Source organism: Microbacterium sp. SLBN-146 (assembly GCF_006715145.1).
In the GTDB taxonomy this organism is placed as follows: Bacteria; Actinomycetota; Actinomycetes; order Actinomycetales; family Microbacteriaceae; genus Microbacterium.
In genome coordinates, this window is sequence record NZ_VFMR01000001.1 from 1,810,131 (window position 1) to 1,826,670 (window position 16,540).

Sequence of the window (16,540 nt, forward strand, 5' to 3'; positions counted from 1 at the left end):
AAAGCCCCGGCATCTCGCGAGATTGCGGCGATGCTAGCACAGGTCCACGTCGTGTCCAGGAGCCTTGTTCACGCCCATCGATGCCAGGGCGGGCGCGAGAAAACTCGGGGTAGCGCAAGCGGCGTTCTTTGAATAATCTCGTCGTTTATCGAGCCCGGTGTGAAGGGAAAAGATCGAAAATGACGTCGCATTCCGGCAACCCTTCTCGTGTCGCGATCATCGGGATGAGCCTGCGGTTTCCGGGTGCGGACAGTCCCGACGAGTTCTGGCGGAACCTGGTCGAAGGCCGTGAATCGATCGACGAGCTCGATCGCGACAGGCTCCGCGAGGAGGGCGTGTCCGAGTCGTATCTGAGCAGCCCGGACTACGTGCTCCGCAAGCCGATGATCGGGGACATCTCGCACTTCGACGCCTCGTACTTCGGTCTCACGCGACTGCAGGCGCAGATCATGGATCCGCAGCACCGCATTTTCCTCGAAGTGTGCGAGGCCGCGCTCCAGACCGCCAACATCGGCGATCGCGCCCGGGTGCCGATCGGTGTCTTCGGGGGCGCGGCGCCGAACCGCTACATCGAGAAGGTCTACCGAGACGTCGACCTCGTCGAGAGCGCGGGACTCATGGCGATCGAGATCGCCAATCAGCCCGACTACCTCGCCACCCGCGTCTCGCATGTCCTCGGTCTGCGCGGACCCAGCCTGTCGGTCCAGACGGCGTGTTCGACGGCGCTCGTGGCGGTGCACCTGGCCGTCCGGGCCATCGTGAACGGGGAGTGCGACGTCGCACTCGCGGGCGGCATATCGGTCGAGATGCCCTACTGGACGGGAGTCGACTGGACACCGGACTCGATCTTCTCCAAGACCGGGCGGTGCCGGGCGTTCGACGCGGCCGCCGACGGGACGATCTTCGGGGCCGGTGCCGGTGTCGTGGTGCTGAAGTCCCTCGAGCGCGCGATCGCCGACGGCGATCGGATCCGAGCGGTCATCAGCGCGAGCATGACCAACAACGACGCTGCGGACCGCAACGGATTCACGTCGCCGGGCGGACCGGGGCAGGTCGATCTGCTCATGCGGCTGTTCGACAACTCCGGCATCGACAGGGCGAGCATCGGTTACGTCGAATCGCACGGCACGGGCACAGCGGTGGGCGACCCCATCGAATTCGCCTCGCTTACGGAGGCGTTCACCTCGGTCTGGGACGACGACCCGCAGTGGGGGTGTCCCATCGGGTCGGTGAAGACCAACATCGGCCACCTCGGTGCCGCCGCCGGCATCGCCGGACTCATCAAGGCCGTCCTCGCTCTCGAGAACGACTACATCCCACCCACACTCCACTTCGAGAAGCCCAGCGAAGCGATCGATTGGGTCAACAGTCCCTTCCGGGTCTGCGCCGTCGGCGAGGAGTGGGCAGGCCGCGAGCGCCGCCGCGCTCTGGTCAGCTCCTTCGGTATCGGCGGAACGAACGCCGCCGTCGTCGTCGACAAGGCGGATCCCGCCTGGTGGACGTCCTCTCGGTCAGAGAGCGATACCGATACGGATACCGACGGTCTCACGCTCGTGCCGATCGCCGGGCCCACACAGGGCGCCGTCGCGCGGTTCGCCGCCGAGATCGCAGACCACCTCGACGCGCATCCGGACACGAGCCTCGTCTCCGTCGCCAAGACGCTCGCAACGGGCCGTCCGCACGGCCGGTTCCGCCGCGCGATCCTGGCGGGAGGGCGTCGCGAGGCCGTCGACGCCCTGCGGGCGCTCGGCGAGGCGGACGCGATCCGCGCCGTCGACGACGCGCGGTACGTCGCGATGTTCCCCGGGCAGGGCTCGCAGTTCCCGGGGATGGCCGCCGCTCTCGCGCGAGAGTCGGTCGCGTTCTCGGACGCGCTGGAAGAGGCGCTCGACGCGCTGCGCGTAGCGGGCGCAGACGTTCGCGCGGCCGTCCTCGATCCGGCGAGCGACCCCGATGCGCTCATGGCGACGGAGGTCGCTCAGCCGGCCCTCTTCGCTGTCGAGTACGCCCTCGCACGCGCCTGGATCGCCGCTGCGGGCGATCCCGTGGCCGTGCTCGGTCACAGCATCGGAGAGTTCGCCGCCGCGTGCATCGCCGGTGTCTTCACGCTCGAGGACGCGGCGGGCGCTGTCGTGCAGCGAGGGCGGCTCATGCAAGCGATGGCGCCAGGGGCGATGGCGGCCATCACGGGTGAAACGAAGCTCGTGTCGGACATGCTCCCGGCAGAGCTCGCCGTGGCTGCACGTAACTCGCCGTCCTCGACGGTCGTGTCGGGGCCCGAAGACGCCGTCGAGCGATTCATGCGCCGCGCGACGCTTCTCGGGATGAAGGCGACGCGGCTGAAGACGTCGCACGCCTTCCATTCGCCCATGATGCGCGAGGCCCGTGATCGTTTCGCGGAGCATCTCCGAGCCGCGCCCTTGTCGATTCCGCGCATCCCCGTCGTCTCGACGCAGACGGGGCTCGAGCTCACGAACGAGCAGGCCGTGGACGCCTCCTTCTGGGCTGACCAGATCCTCGCTCCCGTCGAATTCATGAAGGCCGTCCGTCGTGCCGTGTCCTTCTCGGGCAGCTTCGTCGAGATCGGTCCCGGCACGGCGCTCACGGTGCTGGCTCGACAGTCGCAGCGCGGCGGGATCACGCGCGTCGATTCGACACCCCTCCTGCCGCGGGGGGACGAGGGTGAGGCCGACTCGCGGTCGTACCTCTCCGCGATCGCCGCGCTGTGGACGCGAGGGCACGCGATCGACTGGACGCAGGTGTTTCCGGCAGAATCACCGCGCACCGACGTCCCCGTCTATCCCTTCGAGCGGGTGTCGCACTGGTTCGACCGTGAGGCGGTCGCGCGCAGCCGTGACCAGGATGACGACGACGGCGACATCCAGTCGGTGGATCGCTCGGTGTACGAACCGACATGGAGACGACGCGAGCTCGTCACCGAAAGCGGCGAGACCCCCGCGCGCTGGTTGCTCTTCGGAGACGGGCGGTCGCTCGGAGCGCTCCCGGACCATCTGGAGGCCCGCGGTGCCGACGTCCGCGTCGTCGACGTGTCGGCGGCGGTCGCGGGCGCCGGGTCTATCGACGAGACGATCCGTGTGCAGGTCGAGAGGATCGAGGACTCCGGATTCGTTCCCGAGGCTGTCGTCTTCGCGTCATCCGAGAGGACCGGCAACGGTCTCGACACCGACTTCTTCGCGCCGCTCGCGCTCGTCACGGCGCTCGTGCGACTGTGGCCGGACGAGCCCATCGCCGTCGCCGCGGTCACATCCGGGGCGCTGGACGTCTCGGGAGCGGATCCGCTCGATCCCCTGCGCGCACTCCAGCTGGGTCCGTTCACGGTCGTGCCTCGCGAGATGCCGTTGTTGAGCGGCGCGCTGATCGATGTGGCGGGTCGCGGCATCGATGCCCGCACCGCCCGGGCGATCGAGGGAGAGTTCGCCGCAGGCCTGCCGACCTCCGTCGTCGCCCTCCGGGGTTCGGCGCGGTGGGTCCGCGACTTCACTCGTGTGCCGCTCCCGGCCAAGGACACGCAGCCGCCCGCCGTCCTGGCGGACGGGGGAGTCTTCGTGATCACGGGCGGGACGGGCGGGATCGGGCTCGCCGTGGCCGCCTACCTCGCCGAGTGGCCCGGCCTGCGCGTGGCCCTCCTGGCCCGCCGCGGGCCCGCCGCGCTCGGCTACCAGGACACACGCCTGCAGGTACCCGACGCGCGGTCGTCCGGCGCTCTGCTGAATCCCGCGCTGCGACGCATGGCCGCAGAGGGCCGTCTGCTGGCGCTTCGGTGCGATGTCGTGGATGCCGAATCCGTGGCATCCGCCGTCGCCGATGTGCGATCGGAGTGGGGCCCCATCACCGCCGTCGTCCATGCCGCCGGCGCGATCGCGAGCGGTCTCGCAGTCGATCGCACCGCCGATGTGTCGCGCGGCGTGCTCGAGCCGAAGGTGCGCGGGGCCGATAACATTCTCGCCGCCGTCGAGGGCGAGGCAGCACTCGTCATGCTCTTCGCCTCGATCGTCGGCGTCACGAGCGACCCGGGGAACGTGGACTACTGCTCAGGAAACGCCTACCTCGACGCGCTCGCCCGGCATCGCGACGGCGCGACGACGCGCGTCGTCGCGATCGACTGGTGCGGCTGGACCGACGTCGGCATGTTGCGTGCGACGACGTCACGCCCGGCGGCGGCGGCGACACCCCTCGGCACACGGCATCCGATCCTCGAGGCCGTGACGAGGTCGGACGATGCCGTGACGGTGACGGGTCGTATGCTGCCCGAGACCTCCGGACGCCTCGACGATCACCGCATGTTCGGGGTCCGTGTGCTGTCCTCCACGACCGTCCTGGATCTCATCCTCACCGCCGCCGGAGAAGCTGCCGGCGGACCCGTGGAGGTGTGCGACGTCTTCTTCGGGAGCCCCGTGCGCGTGGAAGCCCCCACGGACGTGCGGATCGTCGGGACGGATGACCTCGACGGCGAGGGGATGTCGTGGCACGCGCAGTTCCGCACGAGCGACGCCGTGCCCTGGGAGACGCACGGCGTGGCACGTTCGCGGACGCTCGCTCCGGCGCACGACGCCGCCCCCGCATGGGCGCGCGCGCAAGAGCTCGAGACCAGGGCAGCACGTCTCGTCGACTATGACGCCATGACGGCCGTTGAGATCCGCGATCGCTGGCGGGAAGTGGACGCCGTGCACGATGGCGTCCATGAGCAGCTCGTGCGCGTCGGATCGGGGGGTGCGGCGGCCGACGGGTGGAGCGCTGACCCGGTCTCCATGGACAACGCGCTGACCCTCGGCCTGACGATCACGGAAGACTCCCCGGACGGCACCGCGTGGTTGCCCGCCGGGATCGACGCGGTCCGCGTGTACGGGCGCCTCGAAGGGGAGTTGCTCTCCTACATCCGTCGCGTCGATCTCGACGACCGCTCGTCCCTCACCTTCGATGTCACCGTCTTCGACCGTGGAGGACTCCTTCTGGCATCCGCGACCGGCATGCGGCTGCGGCAGGTGCCGGTCGACGCTGCGGCGACGCCCGAAGCCTCGACGGCGGCGTCGACGGACATCGCCGTCAACGGCGACCTGTCCGACTACTTCGTGCGTCCGGAGGAAGGGATCCGCCTGTTCGACGCGATCCTGCGCTTGCAGGGCGGCGACCGCTACGTCATCTCACGCATCGCCCCGGGGCACCTGCTGGACGCCTCGACGTTGCAGCGCCGCCGGTCGACGGACGCGTTCGACATCGCGGCGGAGCACGAGCTCGACGTGGACCCGACGGTGTTGCGCCTCATGCGGATGATGGCCGATGCCCTGGGAAATCCGCGGCTGGATGCCGACGAGGACTTCTTCGATGCGGGTGGCAACTCGCTCGTCGCCGTCCAACTGCTCAGCAGGGTGCGCGCGGAGTTCGCCGTGACCATTCCGGGTACGGCGCTCATCGACTGTCCCACTCCGCGGTCGCTCGCGGGCCTCGTCGAGCGACTCCGGCCCGCCGCCTGAGGCGACGCGGCACCACGTGACCCATCCGCTGTACCCGAAACGAGGAGAGACCGTGCGCGGCTTGTTCGTTCATCTCGACGCGATCAGAACCCCCGAGGATTTCGACCTTCTCGCACGCTGGTCCGCGGCCCCCGGAAGCACGTTCGCATCGGGCGGCCCGAGCTTCATCAGCGGCGACGAGCTGCGCGAGCGACTCGCGTCGTATCCCAACACGATCATGATGATCCGCAGCAACGAGGACGAGAGGGCCGTCGGATCGGTCTCGTATCAGGACTTGGCGTACCACGGCTCCTACACGATCGGGGTCCACATCGCGGACCCGGAGCACTGGGGCGGCGGTTACGGCATCGAGGCCATGAAGCTCCTGCTGACCTACCTGTTCCACGTGCGGAACGCGCATCGGGTGCAGCTGACCGCTGCGGCCTACAACGCCAACGTCCTCATGGTGTTCACGTCCGGTCTCGCCACCGTCGAGGGGCGACTCCGCGACTACCACTTCATGGATGGCCGATACCACGATGCCATCGTCGGCTCGATCCTTCGCCACGAGTTCTACGAGATCATCGACAACTGGGGCACGGGGGAGTCGCCGGACATGCTCTCGGCGGAGACGAAGGACGCCGCCGAAGCGGCGATCCGCCAGCTCTTTCCCGAGGACATCCTGTGACGATCGCGAGCGCCGAGGCGTTCCTTCTCGCAGATGCACGCTACTTCGAGTCCCCCGTGCTCTGGCGTCAAGGCGGCGCGCAGATGCTGGACGAGGATGCGCGATCGGCTCTCGCGGCGGCGGGCTTCGCGCGCCGCTCCCTGGGGGTGTGGACCGTGTGGGATGCGCCGGAGGAAGAGCTGCCGAATGCGGGATGGAAGATCCACCTGTCGGCGACGGCGGGATCTGCGCGGGAGGTCGTCGCCGCCGCGGCAGCCTACTGCGCTGAGGAGGGCGTGTCGTTCAAGCACCTCATGACGGTGTCCGCGGCGCGCGCCTTCAACCTCAAAAATGCTCCGCGCAGCTCCAGCGGGAAGGTTGTCACGATCTACCCGCGGGCCGAAGATCTGGTGCGTCACGCCGATGCGCTCGCCGAGCGACTGCAGGGGTTCGTCGGACCGCGTATCCTCACGGATCTGCCGTGGGGTGACGGGATCGTGGGCGTGCGCTACGGCGCATTCCGCAACGTCGTGCGGGTCGATGCGACAGGACGGATCCGCAACTACTTCCGCACGGAGGCAGGCGGTCTCATCCAAGACGAGCGCAACCCCTGGTTCGAGGCGCCCGACGACATCGAGGTGCCCCCCGCACCACCCGCGCGCGCGTCGGCGGGTCCCTCCCCGCTCGAGGCCTACCGCGACTACTCCGCGCTGCACTTCTCTAATGCGGGCGGCGTCTATCGCGCATGGGACCCGGCGGGCGAGCGCTGGGTCGTCATCAAGGAGGCGCGGCCTCACGTGGAGCCTGGAGCAGAAGGGGAGTCCGCCGACGCTCATCTGCGCCGAGAGCTCACGGCACTCGCGGCGCTGCGGGGGACGAGGGGCGTGCCGCCGCTCATCTCGTCGTTCGAAGACGAAGGCCACTTCTTCGTCGTGACGGAGCTCGTCGAGGGTGAAAGCCTGCAGCGTTGGCTGGCCCTCCATCATCCCCTCGTGCTCAGCGCGTTCCCCTCGGCCCGCGACGTCGACGACTATGTGACCCGCGCGGCACGGCTGTTCGAGCGCCTCGAGCGACTCTCTGACGCTGTGCAGGCCCGCGGATGGGTGCACGATGACGTGCACCCGGGGAACATCCTCGTCGATGACGACGATGAGGTCGCCCTCGTGGACTGGGAGTGCGCCAGCGAGATCGAGGCCGCGGCGCGCTGGGCTCCACTGCGTCGCCAGGGCTTCGGGTCGGCGCTCGTCGCTCCGCGCGAGCGGGAGCGGCAAGCGCTCGATCGCATCGCCTTGTGGATGTTGGCCCCCTATCAGCACGTCGTCGCCCTGGCACCCGAGCTCGAGCATGTCCACATCGCGTATGCGCGCCGGCGGTACGGTGCCCTCCCGGAGCGGCTCGAGCGGGCGCTGGTGCGGCTCTCGACGGCACAGAGCGCGGAGCGGGGCGGTCCCGTTCCGGTCGACCGATCCTTGACGCGTCGTCTTGCGACAGGCGTACGCGCGTCGATGCAGCCCGCACGCGCCGATCGGCTCTTCCCGGGTTCCCTCGAGCAGTTCTCGCTCGGCGGAGCCACCTATGCCTTCGGCGCGGCGGGAGTCGTCCACGTCCTCGAGCGCCACGGCGGGGGTGCGCCGCGAGAGGCCGTCGCATGGCTCGAGAGCGAGTGGGTGAAGGGCGTGCCCGCCTCGGGGCTCATGGATGGTGAAGCGGGCGTAGCCCTCGCCCTCGCGGACACCGGCACGATGGTTCTTCCGACGCGCGACGTCGGTCCTGCGCATCCCGACGACATCACCTACGCCACGGGAGCTGCGGGCCGTGCGCTCGTCGCCCTCGAGCTGGGCGACAGGACAGGAACGGCCGAAGCGACGGCTCGCGCGTTCGCTGCGGCGGAGCAGATCGCCGCGATGCTCTCGCACGACGACGTCCTCCCGTCCGCGGGCTTGCTGTACGGGTGGAGCGGCCCCGCGCTCCTTTTTCTTCATCTGTTCCGTCGTACGGGCGACAGCGTGTGGCTGGACCGTTGTGTCCGAGCCGTCGACATCGACGTGAGCAGGTGCGTGGACCGTGGAGCCGGCGGTCTGCAAGCGCTGGGCGAAGGGTCGCGGGCCATCGCGTACCTCGCGCACGGATCGAGTGGTATCGGACTCGTCATCGACGAGCTTCTCGACGTTGTCGATCTCCCCGAGCTCCGAGCGCGGCTCGAACCGATCACCGCAGCCTGCTCGCCCGAAGTGGTCGTCCAGCCGGCGCTCTTCAGTGGGCGTGCAGGTCTCGCGCTCGCTCTGCACCGGCTCGTTCCGCGGCTGACCGGCGCGCCGGCGGAGCGCGCGCGCACCGCTCTCTCGCGCCACCTCGACTGCCTTCCGCTCACGCTCATCGACTCCGGTGCGGACGACGTGCGCGTGCCGGGCGATCACTGTCTCCGGCAGTCGATGGACTTCGCCAACGGCGCGGCCGGACTGATCGCCGTGCTGGGCGAGATCGCGTCGGGGACGCCCGCGGTCCCGTTCCTCAGCAGACGAACCGTGCCCCGCGACCGCGGGGCCGGCGTGCCAGCGTTCCTGGTGCCATCCGGCATCGCGGACTCGTCGAGGTGAGAAAGGAGGAAGACACGCATGAAGATTTCGTCCGTCACGGAGCTGCAGGCGCTCGTCGCGCCGGTGGCCGACGCCGAGCTGCTCGGCAGCAGCGTCAGCTACAACTGTGGCTGATCAGTCCACCCCTGTCCCTTCGAGAAGAAGAAAGGAGTCCCGCATGACGATTCACTCTCCTCGTGACCTGCAGATGCTCACGAGCCCCGTGGCCGATCTCGAGATGGCCAACAGCTCGGCGAGCTGGAACTGCGGAGGCTGATCGACGTTTCGACCGGCGGGATGCGGGTCTCGGCCCGCATCCCGCCCCTGGCAATCTCACCCCGATCGATCAGAAAGGACCGCCATGCGGATCACATCCGAACCCGTCGGACAGGTCATCCCGCTGTCGACGGCCGCCCGCCACCGTCTTTATCAGGTCGAGCGGATGCCGCGCCCTCTTCATCTCGAACACTGCGTCAACGTGACCATCGAGAGTGCGAACCCGATTTCCGCGGGCGCCGCACAGCGCGCATTGTGCGACGTCATCGCGGCACATCCCGCCCTGCGGTCGACGGTGGACACCGCAGGATTCTCGACCGCCGAACACCCTGCGGCGATCGATATCCCGGTTTCGCACGCTTCGAGCAAGCAAGCGGCGTACGAGCGCGCTCGTGTTTCGAACGTCGGCCTCATTCCTCCAGACAGCCCCGTCCGGCTCCGCGCCGAGATCGTTGAGTTCGACGGCTCCGCGATCCTCGTCATCGCGGTGGATCCGCTCGTCTGCGACGCATGGTCGGCCAACATCATCGCGGCGGAGGTCATGTCGGCCCTTGCGGGGGATTCCGCTACCCGCTCAGCACCGGACGAGTGGAGCGCGAGCCTCGCGCATCGTGTGGAGTGGCTAGAGTCCGACGAGGGTGCAGTAGCACGCGCGAGTGTCGCGGCGCGCGCCGAGGGCGCCGATCGCAGGTGGTGGCGGGGAGACGAGTTCCGACTCGGCGCCACCGACACCTCCGCCGACGCGCGACTGGACCTCGACGACGACGACGCGCGCGCACTACTCGACGAGTGTCGCCGTCGCCGCGTCTCGATCTTCCACGTGGGGATCGCAGCGATGGCCCTGCTCGACCCCGAGCCGAGGCCGCGGCTGCTCACCTCGACATTCGCCGCCCGCTCGACCGAGGACGAGTTCGGCGCGGTTGGGCACTTCGCCACTGACGTTCCCATCATCGTCACGCCGCACGAGGGCTCGTTCTGGGACCTCGTCCGCGGCATCCGCTCCGAAGCCTATGCCGCGCTCGAGGCGCAGTGGATCGACGTCGCCGACCTCCCTCCGGCCGATCCATCTGACACAGCCGGGGCATCAGTGTCCCTGCTATTCCTTCCTTCGACCCTCACGGGCGCAGGCGGTGAGAGCGAAGACGGTGTCCTCACGCGCGGAGTCGTCGACATATGCCCGAGTGGAGCGGATGTCGACTTGTTCATCATCGAACGTCCGCCCGCTGACGGCGAAGGGGCGTCGCCCGTCATCAGGCTGTGCGCTCTCGTGTCCGGCGGCGATCTCGACGCTTTCGAGATCGTCGACAGGTGGGGCGCCGCGCTGCGGGTGGCGGCGCGGGGGGATTGGGACGCCATCCCGGCGCGAGAGCCGGAGGCCCTCCGGATCGATCCGATCGACGCAGGAAAGGACGCATGACATGAAGAGCACAGCCGAGCTCGAGGCAGCCCTGATCGAAGTGTGGACGGAGGTTCTCGGCACGCCGGGCATCCGCCCGGGCACGTCGCTCTTCGATGCCGGCGGCACATCGCTGACCGCCGTCCGCATCAGAGCGAGGATCAACGCTCTGCTCGATGAGGACCTCGTCGTCGGTGACGTGCTGGAGAACTCGACCCCCGAAGAGATGGCCGAGTTCATCCGTGCGAGATGACGGTGGCGCGGGGTCGGGGTTTCGCATCGAGCACGACGACCGTATCCACGGCTCGTCGCGCGTGGCGCGCGATATCGACGTTGTCGCCTCGCGTCTCGACGAACGCGGCGTCGCGTCTCGCGGCGTCGTCGGCGTCGTCGCCGGCCGCTCCCTCGACTGCGTGCGGGCGATCGTTGCGTTGCTGCACTCGGAGCGCACCGTCGTTCTCTTCGACGCGGTCGGATTCTCGTCGGGACGCGCCGAGAGCGTGCGCAGACGCATCGAGGACAGCCCCCTCGATGTGCTGCTGAGTGATGACGTCGTGCGCGACGGAGGGTCGAAGCACCCGGTCCTGTCGCTCGCCGACGTTCTGGTCGATGAGCCGGGTGCCGTCACGGCGCGCGGTTCGCGCCCCGGTCGCATTCCCGTCGAGGGCAACGCCTACTACATCCACACATCGGGGTCGACCGGTGCTCCCAAACTCGTAGCCGTATCCCGACGGTCGGTGCGTGTCGCGGCGAGGGACTGGGTCCAGGCGCACGGGCTCGATGGCCGGTCGCGGATCCTGCAGCTCGCCGCGATGTCGTTCGACGTTTTTCTTCAGGACATCCTCCGCGCGCTGACCGCTCAGTGCTCCCTCGTCCTCGCGGCGGACGACGCGCGCATCCGCCCCGCGATGTTGGCGGATGCTATCGCGCAGGCGCGCGCGACGTTCCTCGACACGACCCCGTCGATTCTCGCGGGGCTCGCGGGGATCGGGGAGGACATGGGCCCGGAAGAGGCTGCGCGACGGCGGACGGCGCTGCAGTCGCTCCGCACGATCGCCGTCGGAGGCGAGTCGCTCTCCGCATCCGTCCTCGATGCCACGATGGCCCTCTCGCCGGGCCTGACGGTCCTCAACACCTATGGACTGACCGAGACGGCAATCGACAACATCGGCGGTCGCGCTCGCGATCTCGCGGGTGACATCGTCCTCGGGCGCCCCTATCCGCACTGCGAGACCGCACTGCTGCACCCGACACGTGACGAGATCGTCGAGGACGAGGGGGAGTTGTGCATCATCGGCGACTACGTCGCGTCGGGGTACGTGCGCTCCGACGGCACCATCGACACCGGACTGTTCCGGATCCCCGCGCTGTTCGCAGACCGACCGGCATTCCGAACGGGTGACCTCGTTCGCCGTCGCGGCGAGGGGTACGCCTACGTCGAGCGGCTCAACGGGAGGGTCAAGATCCACGGCGAACAGGTCTCGCTCCCGCGGGTCGCCGAGATCGTGTCGCGTCTTCCCGGGATCGGCACGGCCGTCTGTCTGGCAGACCCTCCTGCGGGCCTCGTGATGCATGTGACGGGCACCGCCGGCGACGACGTGATCCGACGCGCAGTCCGCGCCGCAGCAGGTCCGCTCGCGGTGCCTCGCCGCATCCATCGGCACGCGAAGCTACCCCTCACCGCGAACGGCAAGATCGACACGATGGCGCTCGCCGAGTCGTTCCGCCCGGCTGAGGAGACCCCCGTGCTATCCGACGGCCTCGCGGCCCTCCTCTCGGACCTCTTCGGTGCCGTCCCTGCCCGCGACGATGACGTGCTGGCGGACCTCGGCATCGACTCGCTGCGCGCTGCACGGCTTGCCGTCGCACTCGAACGTCGCAACGGGGCGGCGCTCGCTCAGCGCGTCACGCCGCTCACCTCGATCGCCGAGCTGCGCGCGCTCTCTGCCGGCCCGGCACTCGACCGGCAACCCGAGCCGGTGTCGCAGGGGCCGATCTTCGCATCGACCGCCCAGACCGGGGTCCTCCTCGACGAGCAGACTCGCGACTGCGCGGCCGACTACACCGTGTCAACGGCGTTCCGAATCGACGGTCCAGTGTCGAAGACGGATCTCGCCGAAGCCATCGAGCACGTCGTCGACCGTCACGTCATGCTGAGAGTGCGTGCCGCAGAAGAAGGCGACGGGTGGAAGTTCCTCCCCGACGAGGGTGCGCGCCTCGCGGCGCGGCTCAGGGTGGTTGCACCCGCAGACAAAGAGTGCGATGCCCTCGTCGCGCGCGAACTGACCCGGCGGATCGACATCCTGCACGAAGGGTCCTTCCGATCCACGCTCGTCGATGCGGGATCCCACGCGACTCTCGTGCTGGCGGGACATCACACGGCCGTCGACGACCACGCGCTGGGGCTCATCGTCGACGCCCTCTGCGCGCGGAGGGACTCCCGGCCGGACACCCTTCCGGATACCGACCACGTTCGTTCGCTCCTCCGGTACACGCCTTCGGAGCATCACGTCGATTACTGGCGGCGGCGTCTCGCCAGCGGACCCGACATATCTCCCGCTCCGTCACCGCGCACGTCCCACGTCGAGTCGGCGACCGCAGCGCTTCCCCACGGTCTGTGGAAGCGCGTGCGGTCATACGCAAGTCGTGAGCGCACGACCGCGTTCGCGGTTCTGCTGGCAGCGGTCGCGGTGTGCGAGACGCGGTGGGAGCACAGCGGAGCGTGCCGCCTCGGTTACCCTCGTGCGCGCAGAGAGACCGCCGCCGCCGTCGACGCCGTCGCATTCCTCGTCGACACCCAGTTCGTCGATGCGCGCGTCGACGGCGTATCGGCCGTGTGCGAGATCGTCCGGTCGATCGCCCGGCAGCTCCATGAGCACTCGCTGGGGGATCCGGGAGCAGCGGCGGAAGCGCTCGCGGACGTCCCCGGCGGGGCGCGCGGCGTCTTCCGCACCTGGGTGAACGATCTCGGGCCGGTGCGTGCGCCCTCCACGTTCGGCGACGCCGTCGTCTCCGAGCTGCCCGGCTCGGAGACGTCAGGCGCGCTGTTCTCGCGGAACATCTACGTACGTCACGACGACGACGACGCCACGATGAGGGTGCTCGTGCACGATCACGACAACGGCATGGCCGCAATCATCCTCGACCGTGTCATCGAGACGCTGACGCTCCTCGTCGACGACCCGGATCGTTCCGCCGCCGCGCTCGCAGCGGCCGCACGCGGCATGCTCATCGAGGGCCCGCGAGGCTCGACGGATCAGTCCGTGTCCCCCCTCGCCCTGCTCGCCCGCCGCGACCCGTGCGACGCGCTCCTCGTCGGCGAGCGAACCGTGAGCGTCGCCGAGTTGCTCGCGGCGGCGAGGGCGCAACGCGATCCGAAAGGCCTTCGACCGATCCGGCTGCGGCGAGACGTCGACTCGGCGCTCATTCTGCTCGCAGGTCTGCTGGGGTCCGAGGACATTCTCGTGCCGCTCGACTCCGACGACCCGTCCCCTCGGAACGAACGCATCCTCGCGGCCTGCCAGGAGCTCGCGGGGAACGCCGCCGCGGGCGGCGGGTACGTTCTGGCGACGTCGGGAACGACGGGCGCACCCCTTCCTGTCTTGGCGCCGCGGGCCGCGCTCTTCGCGGCTGTCGGGGACATCGCCCGGCGTCTCGCGTGCGGCCCCGCCGATCGCTACCTCCTGCTCGCAGGGCTCTCGCACGACCCGCTGCTGCGTGAACTCCTGCTGCCGGTGCTGTCGGGGGGAGTCCTGGTCGTCCCCGACGCCGGCATCCATCGCGATCCGGCGGCTCTGGCCGCTGAGATCGTGCGCGCGGAGGCCACGGTGCTTTTCCTGACTCCGCCGCTCGCGCAGCTCCTCGTCAGTACGCACATGCCCTCGTCGCGAGTGCGTGCGATCGTCCTCGCGGGCGACCGTACGAGCAGGGCTCTGCTCGCGCGGCTCCGTGAGGCCTTCCCGGTGGCGGAGATCTACAACGGCTACGGCGCGACGCAGACGCCGCAGCTGCCGCTCTTGCGCCGCGTGGCTCCCGACGAAGACGAGGCGCTGCTCGGAGACCCCGCCCCCGGGGTCGATGTCGTCGTCCGGGGGCGGGACGGAGCCGACAACGCGCCGGGCGAGCCGGGGGAGATCGTCCTCATCACCCGTCGTGTCGCGACGCGCCTCGGCGGCGGTGCGCTGGGCATCCGTCGGACGACCGGTGAGGTCGAGTACCGCACGGGCGACCGTGCCGTCCTGCTCCCGTCGGGAGCGATGCGTTTCCTGGGCAGGATGACACGCGGTGCGAGCGTCGACGGCGTCCACGTCGACCCCTCCGAGATCGAGGCCGCGCTCGAACACGACGCGCGTGTTCTCGCCTGCCGCGCCGAGGTGCTTTCGCCCGAGGGCGATGGCGAGGACGAACGGATCCGCATCGTCCTCGTCGTCCGCGCCGCGGACGACGAGTACTCCGAGTCTCACGTGCGCCGTCGCCTGCGCGCCGAACTCCCGGCGGCCTTCATGCCGCACCGCATCATCGTCGCGCGCGACCTGCCGCTCACTCCGAACTCCAAGATCGATGCGCGTCGCGTGATCCAGGAGGCAGCGCAGCCCCCCGTCACCCGTCGTCCGGTCGCACGCGCCTCGGTCGTCAGGGCCGCGTGGGAGTCGGTCCTCGGCCGTGTCGATCTCGACGCCGACGATCACTTCTTCGATCGGGGCGGCACCTCGATGCTGCTCCTCGCGGTCCAGCGTCGAATCCAGGCGGCATCCGGGTGGGCTCCCGCGCTCATCGATCTCTACCAGCGCCCGACATTGAGGGGGATGGAGGAGCTGTGCGCGCAGCCCGCCGGTGTCGACGTGGGACGCACCCCCGTCGCCGCTCGTTCGCGCTCGCGCGCCGACGAACGACGCCGACGTCTCGAGGCGCGGACGTCAGCCTCGGGGGGAGGTCGGCGTGACGTCGGTTGATGTCCTCTGCCTCCCCGCGGCAGAAGAGCTCTGCGCTGATGCGCCCCTTCTCCTCACACGCGCGCAACTCGAACGTGCCGCCCGGTTCCACCACGATTCCGACCGCAGAATGTATGTTGCGGCACGCGTCGTGGCGTGCCGCGTCGTCGCGCACGGACTCGGTGTGCCCTGGTGGCGGGTTCGCGCGGTGCAGTGCTGTCCGGACTGCGGAGGGGCGCACGGTCGACCTTCCATGTGGGTCGACGGGCACCCGGCACCGATCGGGGTCTCCTGGAGTCACGCGGACGACCACATCGCCGTCGCATGGTCCCGCGACGGTGCCGCCCTCGGCGTCGATGTCGAAAGGCGCGACGCGGTCACCGCACTCGACGTCGGCGCCTTCAGCCCCGAGGAGCGCGCGGCGATCGAGGGGGGAGTCGACGCGGCGATGCTGTGGACGGCCAAGGAGGCCGCCGTCAAGGCGTGGGGCACGGGGTTCGCACACGACCCTGCCGAGTACCTGGTGTCGTCTGACCGACACGCCTCGCGCACGGGAGGAGTCCGCCACGGCCGACGTACCGCGCTCTGGCGGAGCGTCACGGTATCCGACGGCGTACACGTCGTGACGGTCGCTACCGTCGACGACGTCGTGCCGACGGTGACGGCTCATTTCGAGATGACGCCGTCTTGAGCGGCGGCGTCATCGGGTTGCCGCGACGTACTCCTCGAGGATCTGCCGGGGAAGCCTGCCTCGGGCGCCGACATCGAAACCGTGATCACGTGCCCAGCGCCGCGCCATGCGGAGGTCGGCATCTGAGATCGTCAGGTTCTTTTTCGGCGGAGCGGCGTTTCTCGCGGCGTTTATGAAGGGGTTCAGGGCGTCGCGCAATCGAGAGATATTCTCGTCACGGAGATCGATCGTGTAATCCGTACCGTCGAACGAGAAGTGCAGCGTCCTGCCTTCGCCCTGCCCGATTCCCAGCCCGTCGATGTCATCGACGAGTTCCCTCAGAATTCTTGTCGCCATTTCTCCTCCTCGACTTCGGGTACGAGGATAATTTTATTCCAGCTTCGGCCTGTGGATATCGTACTCCTAAAAGGCCCGTCGCAGAGCAGAGATTCTGCGCGGCGAGAGACTCCCGTCACGCTGTCCGCATCGCCGCTTCCGCGGCGGGCGTACCTATAGCTTCTCCGAGAGCTCCGCACCAGTCCTCGTCCTGAGG

General features: G+C 69.2%; 8 protein-coding genes. 7 read left to right on the forward strand and 1 reads right to left on the reverse strand.

Annotated elements, in window-relative coordinates:
- Positions 1 to 179 precede the first annotated feature (179 nt).
- The 7 genes from FBY39_RS07760 (at position 180) to FBY39_RS07785 (ending at position 16,008) form a co-directional block, all read left to right on the forward strand.
- On the forward strand, positions 180 to 5,492 hold the full coding sequence (locus FBY39_RS07760) for a type I polyketide synthase (RefSeq protein WP_141931639.1): 5,313 nt from the start codon (positions 180 to 182) through the stop codon (positions 5,490 to 5,492).
- A 52-nt stretch (positions 5,493 to 5,544) separates the two neighbouring features.
- Positions 5,545 to 6,159: a GNAT family N-acetyltransferase gene (locus tag FBY39_RS07765; RefSeq protein WP_160133031.1), complete on the forward strand. Its 615-nt coding sequence runs from the start codon at positions 5,545 to 5,547 to the stop codon at positions 6,157 to 6,159.
- Positions 6,156 to 8,735 carry a class III lanthionine synthetase LanKC gene (lanKC, locus tag FBY39_RS07770; protein WP_141931643.1) on the forward strand — a complete coding sequence of 860 codons (2,580 nt, stop codon included), beginning with the start codon at positions 6,156 to 6,158 and terminating at the stop codon, positions 8,733 to 8,735. The genes FBY39_RS07765 and lanKC overlap by 4 nt, the downstream gene beginning before the upstream one ends.
- Positions 8,736 to 9,075: 340 nt before the next feature.
- Positions 9,076 to 10,407 carry a hypothetical protein gene (locus tag FBY39_RS16410; protein ID WP_160133032.1) on the forward strand — a complete coding sequence of 444 codons (1,332 nt, stop codon included), beginning with the start codon at positions 9,076 to 9,078 and terminating at the stop codon, positions 10,405 to 10,407.
- 1 nt (position 10,408) lies between these two features.
- Positions 10,409 to 10,639: an acyl carrier protein gene (locus FBY39_RS16415; RefSeq protein ID WP_160133034.1), complete on the forward strand. Its 231-nt coding sequence runs from the start codon at positions 10,409 to 10,411 to the stop codon at positions 10,637 to 10,639.
- A complete protein-coding gene (locus tag FBY39_RS07780) occupies positions 10,629 to 15,338 on the forward strand; it encodes an AMP-binding protein (RefSeq protein WP_160133036.1) in 4,710 nt (1,569 codons plus the stop codon). Before FBY39_RS16415 ends, FBY39_RS07780 begins: the two co-directional genes overlap by 11 nt.
- The gene (locus FBY39_RS07785; RefSeq protein ID WP_141931649.1) at positions 15,325 to 16,008 is read left to right on the forward strand and encodes a 4'-phosphopantetheinyl transferase superfamily protein; all 684 of its coding nucleotides are present in this window, start codon (positions 15,325 to 15,327) and stop codon (positions 16,006 to 16,008) included. The genes FBY39_RS07780 and FBY39_RS07785 overlap by 14 nt, the downstream gene beginning before the upstream one ends.
- A 9-nt stretch (positions 16,009 to 16,017) precedes the next feature.
- On the opposite strand, the gene FBY39_RS07790 is transcribed toward FBY39_RS07785, so the two are convergent.
- A complete protein-coding gene (locus tag FBY39_RS07790; protein ID WP_141931652.1) occupies positions 16,018 to 16,344 on the reverse strand; it encodes an Lsr2 family protein in 327 nt (108 codons plus the stop codon).
- Positions 16,345 to 16,540: the final 196 nt, after the last annotated feature.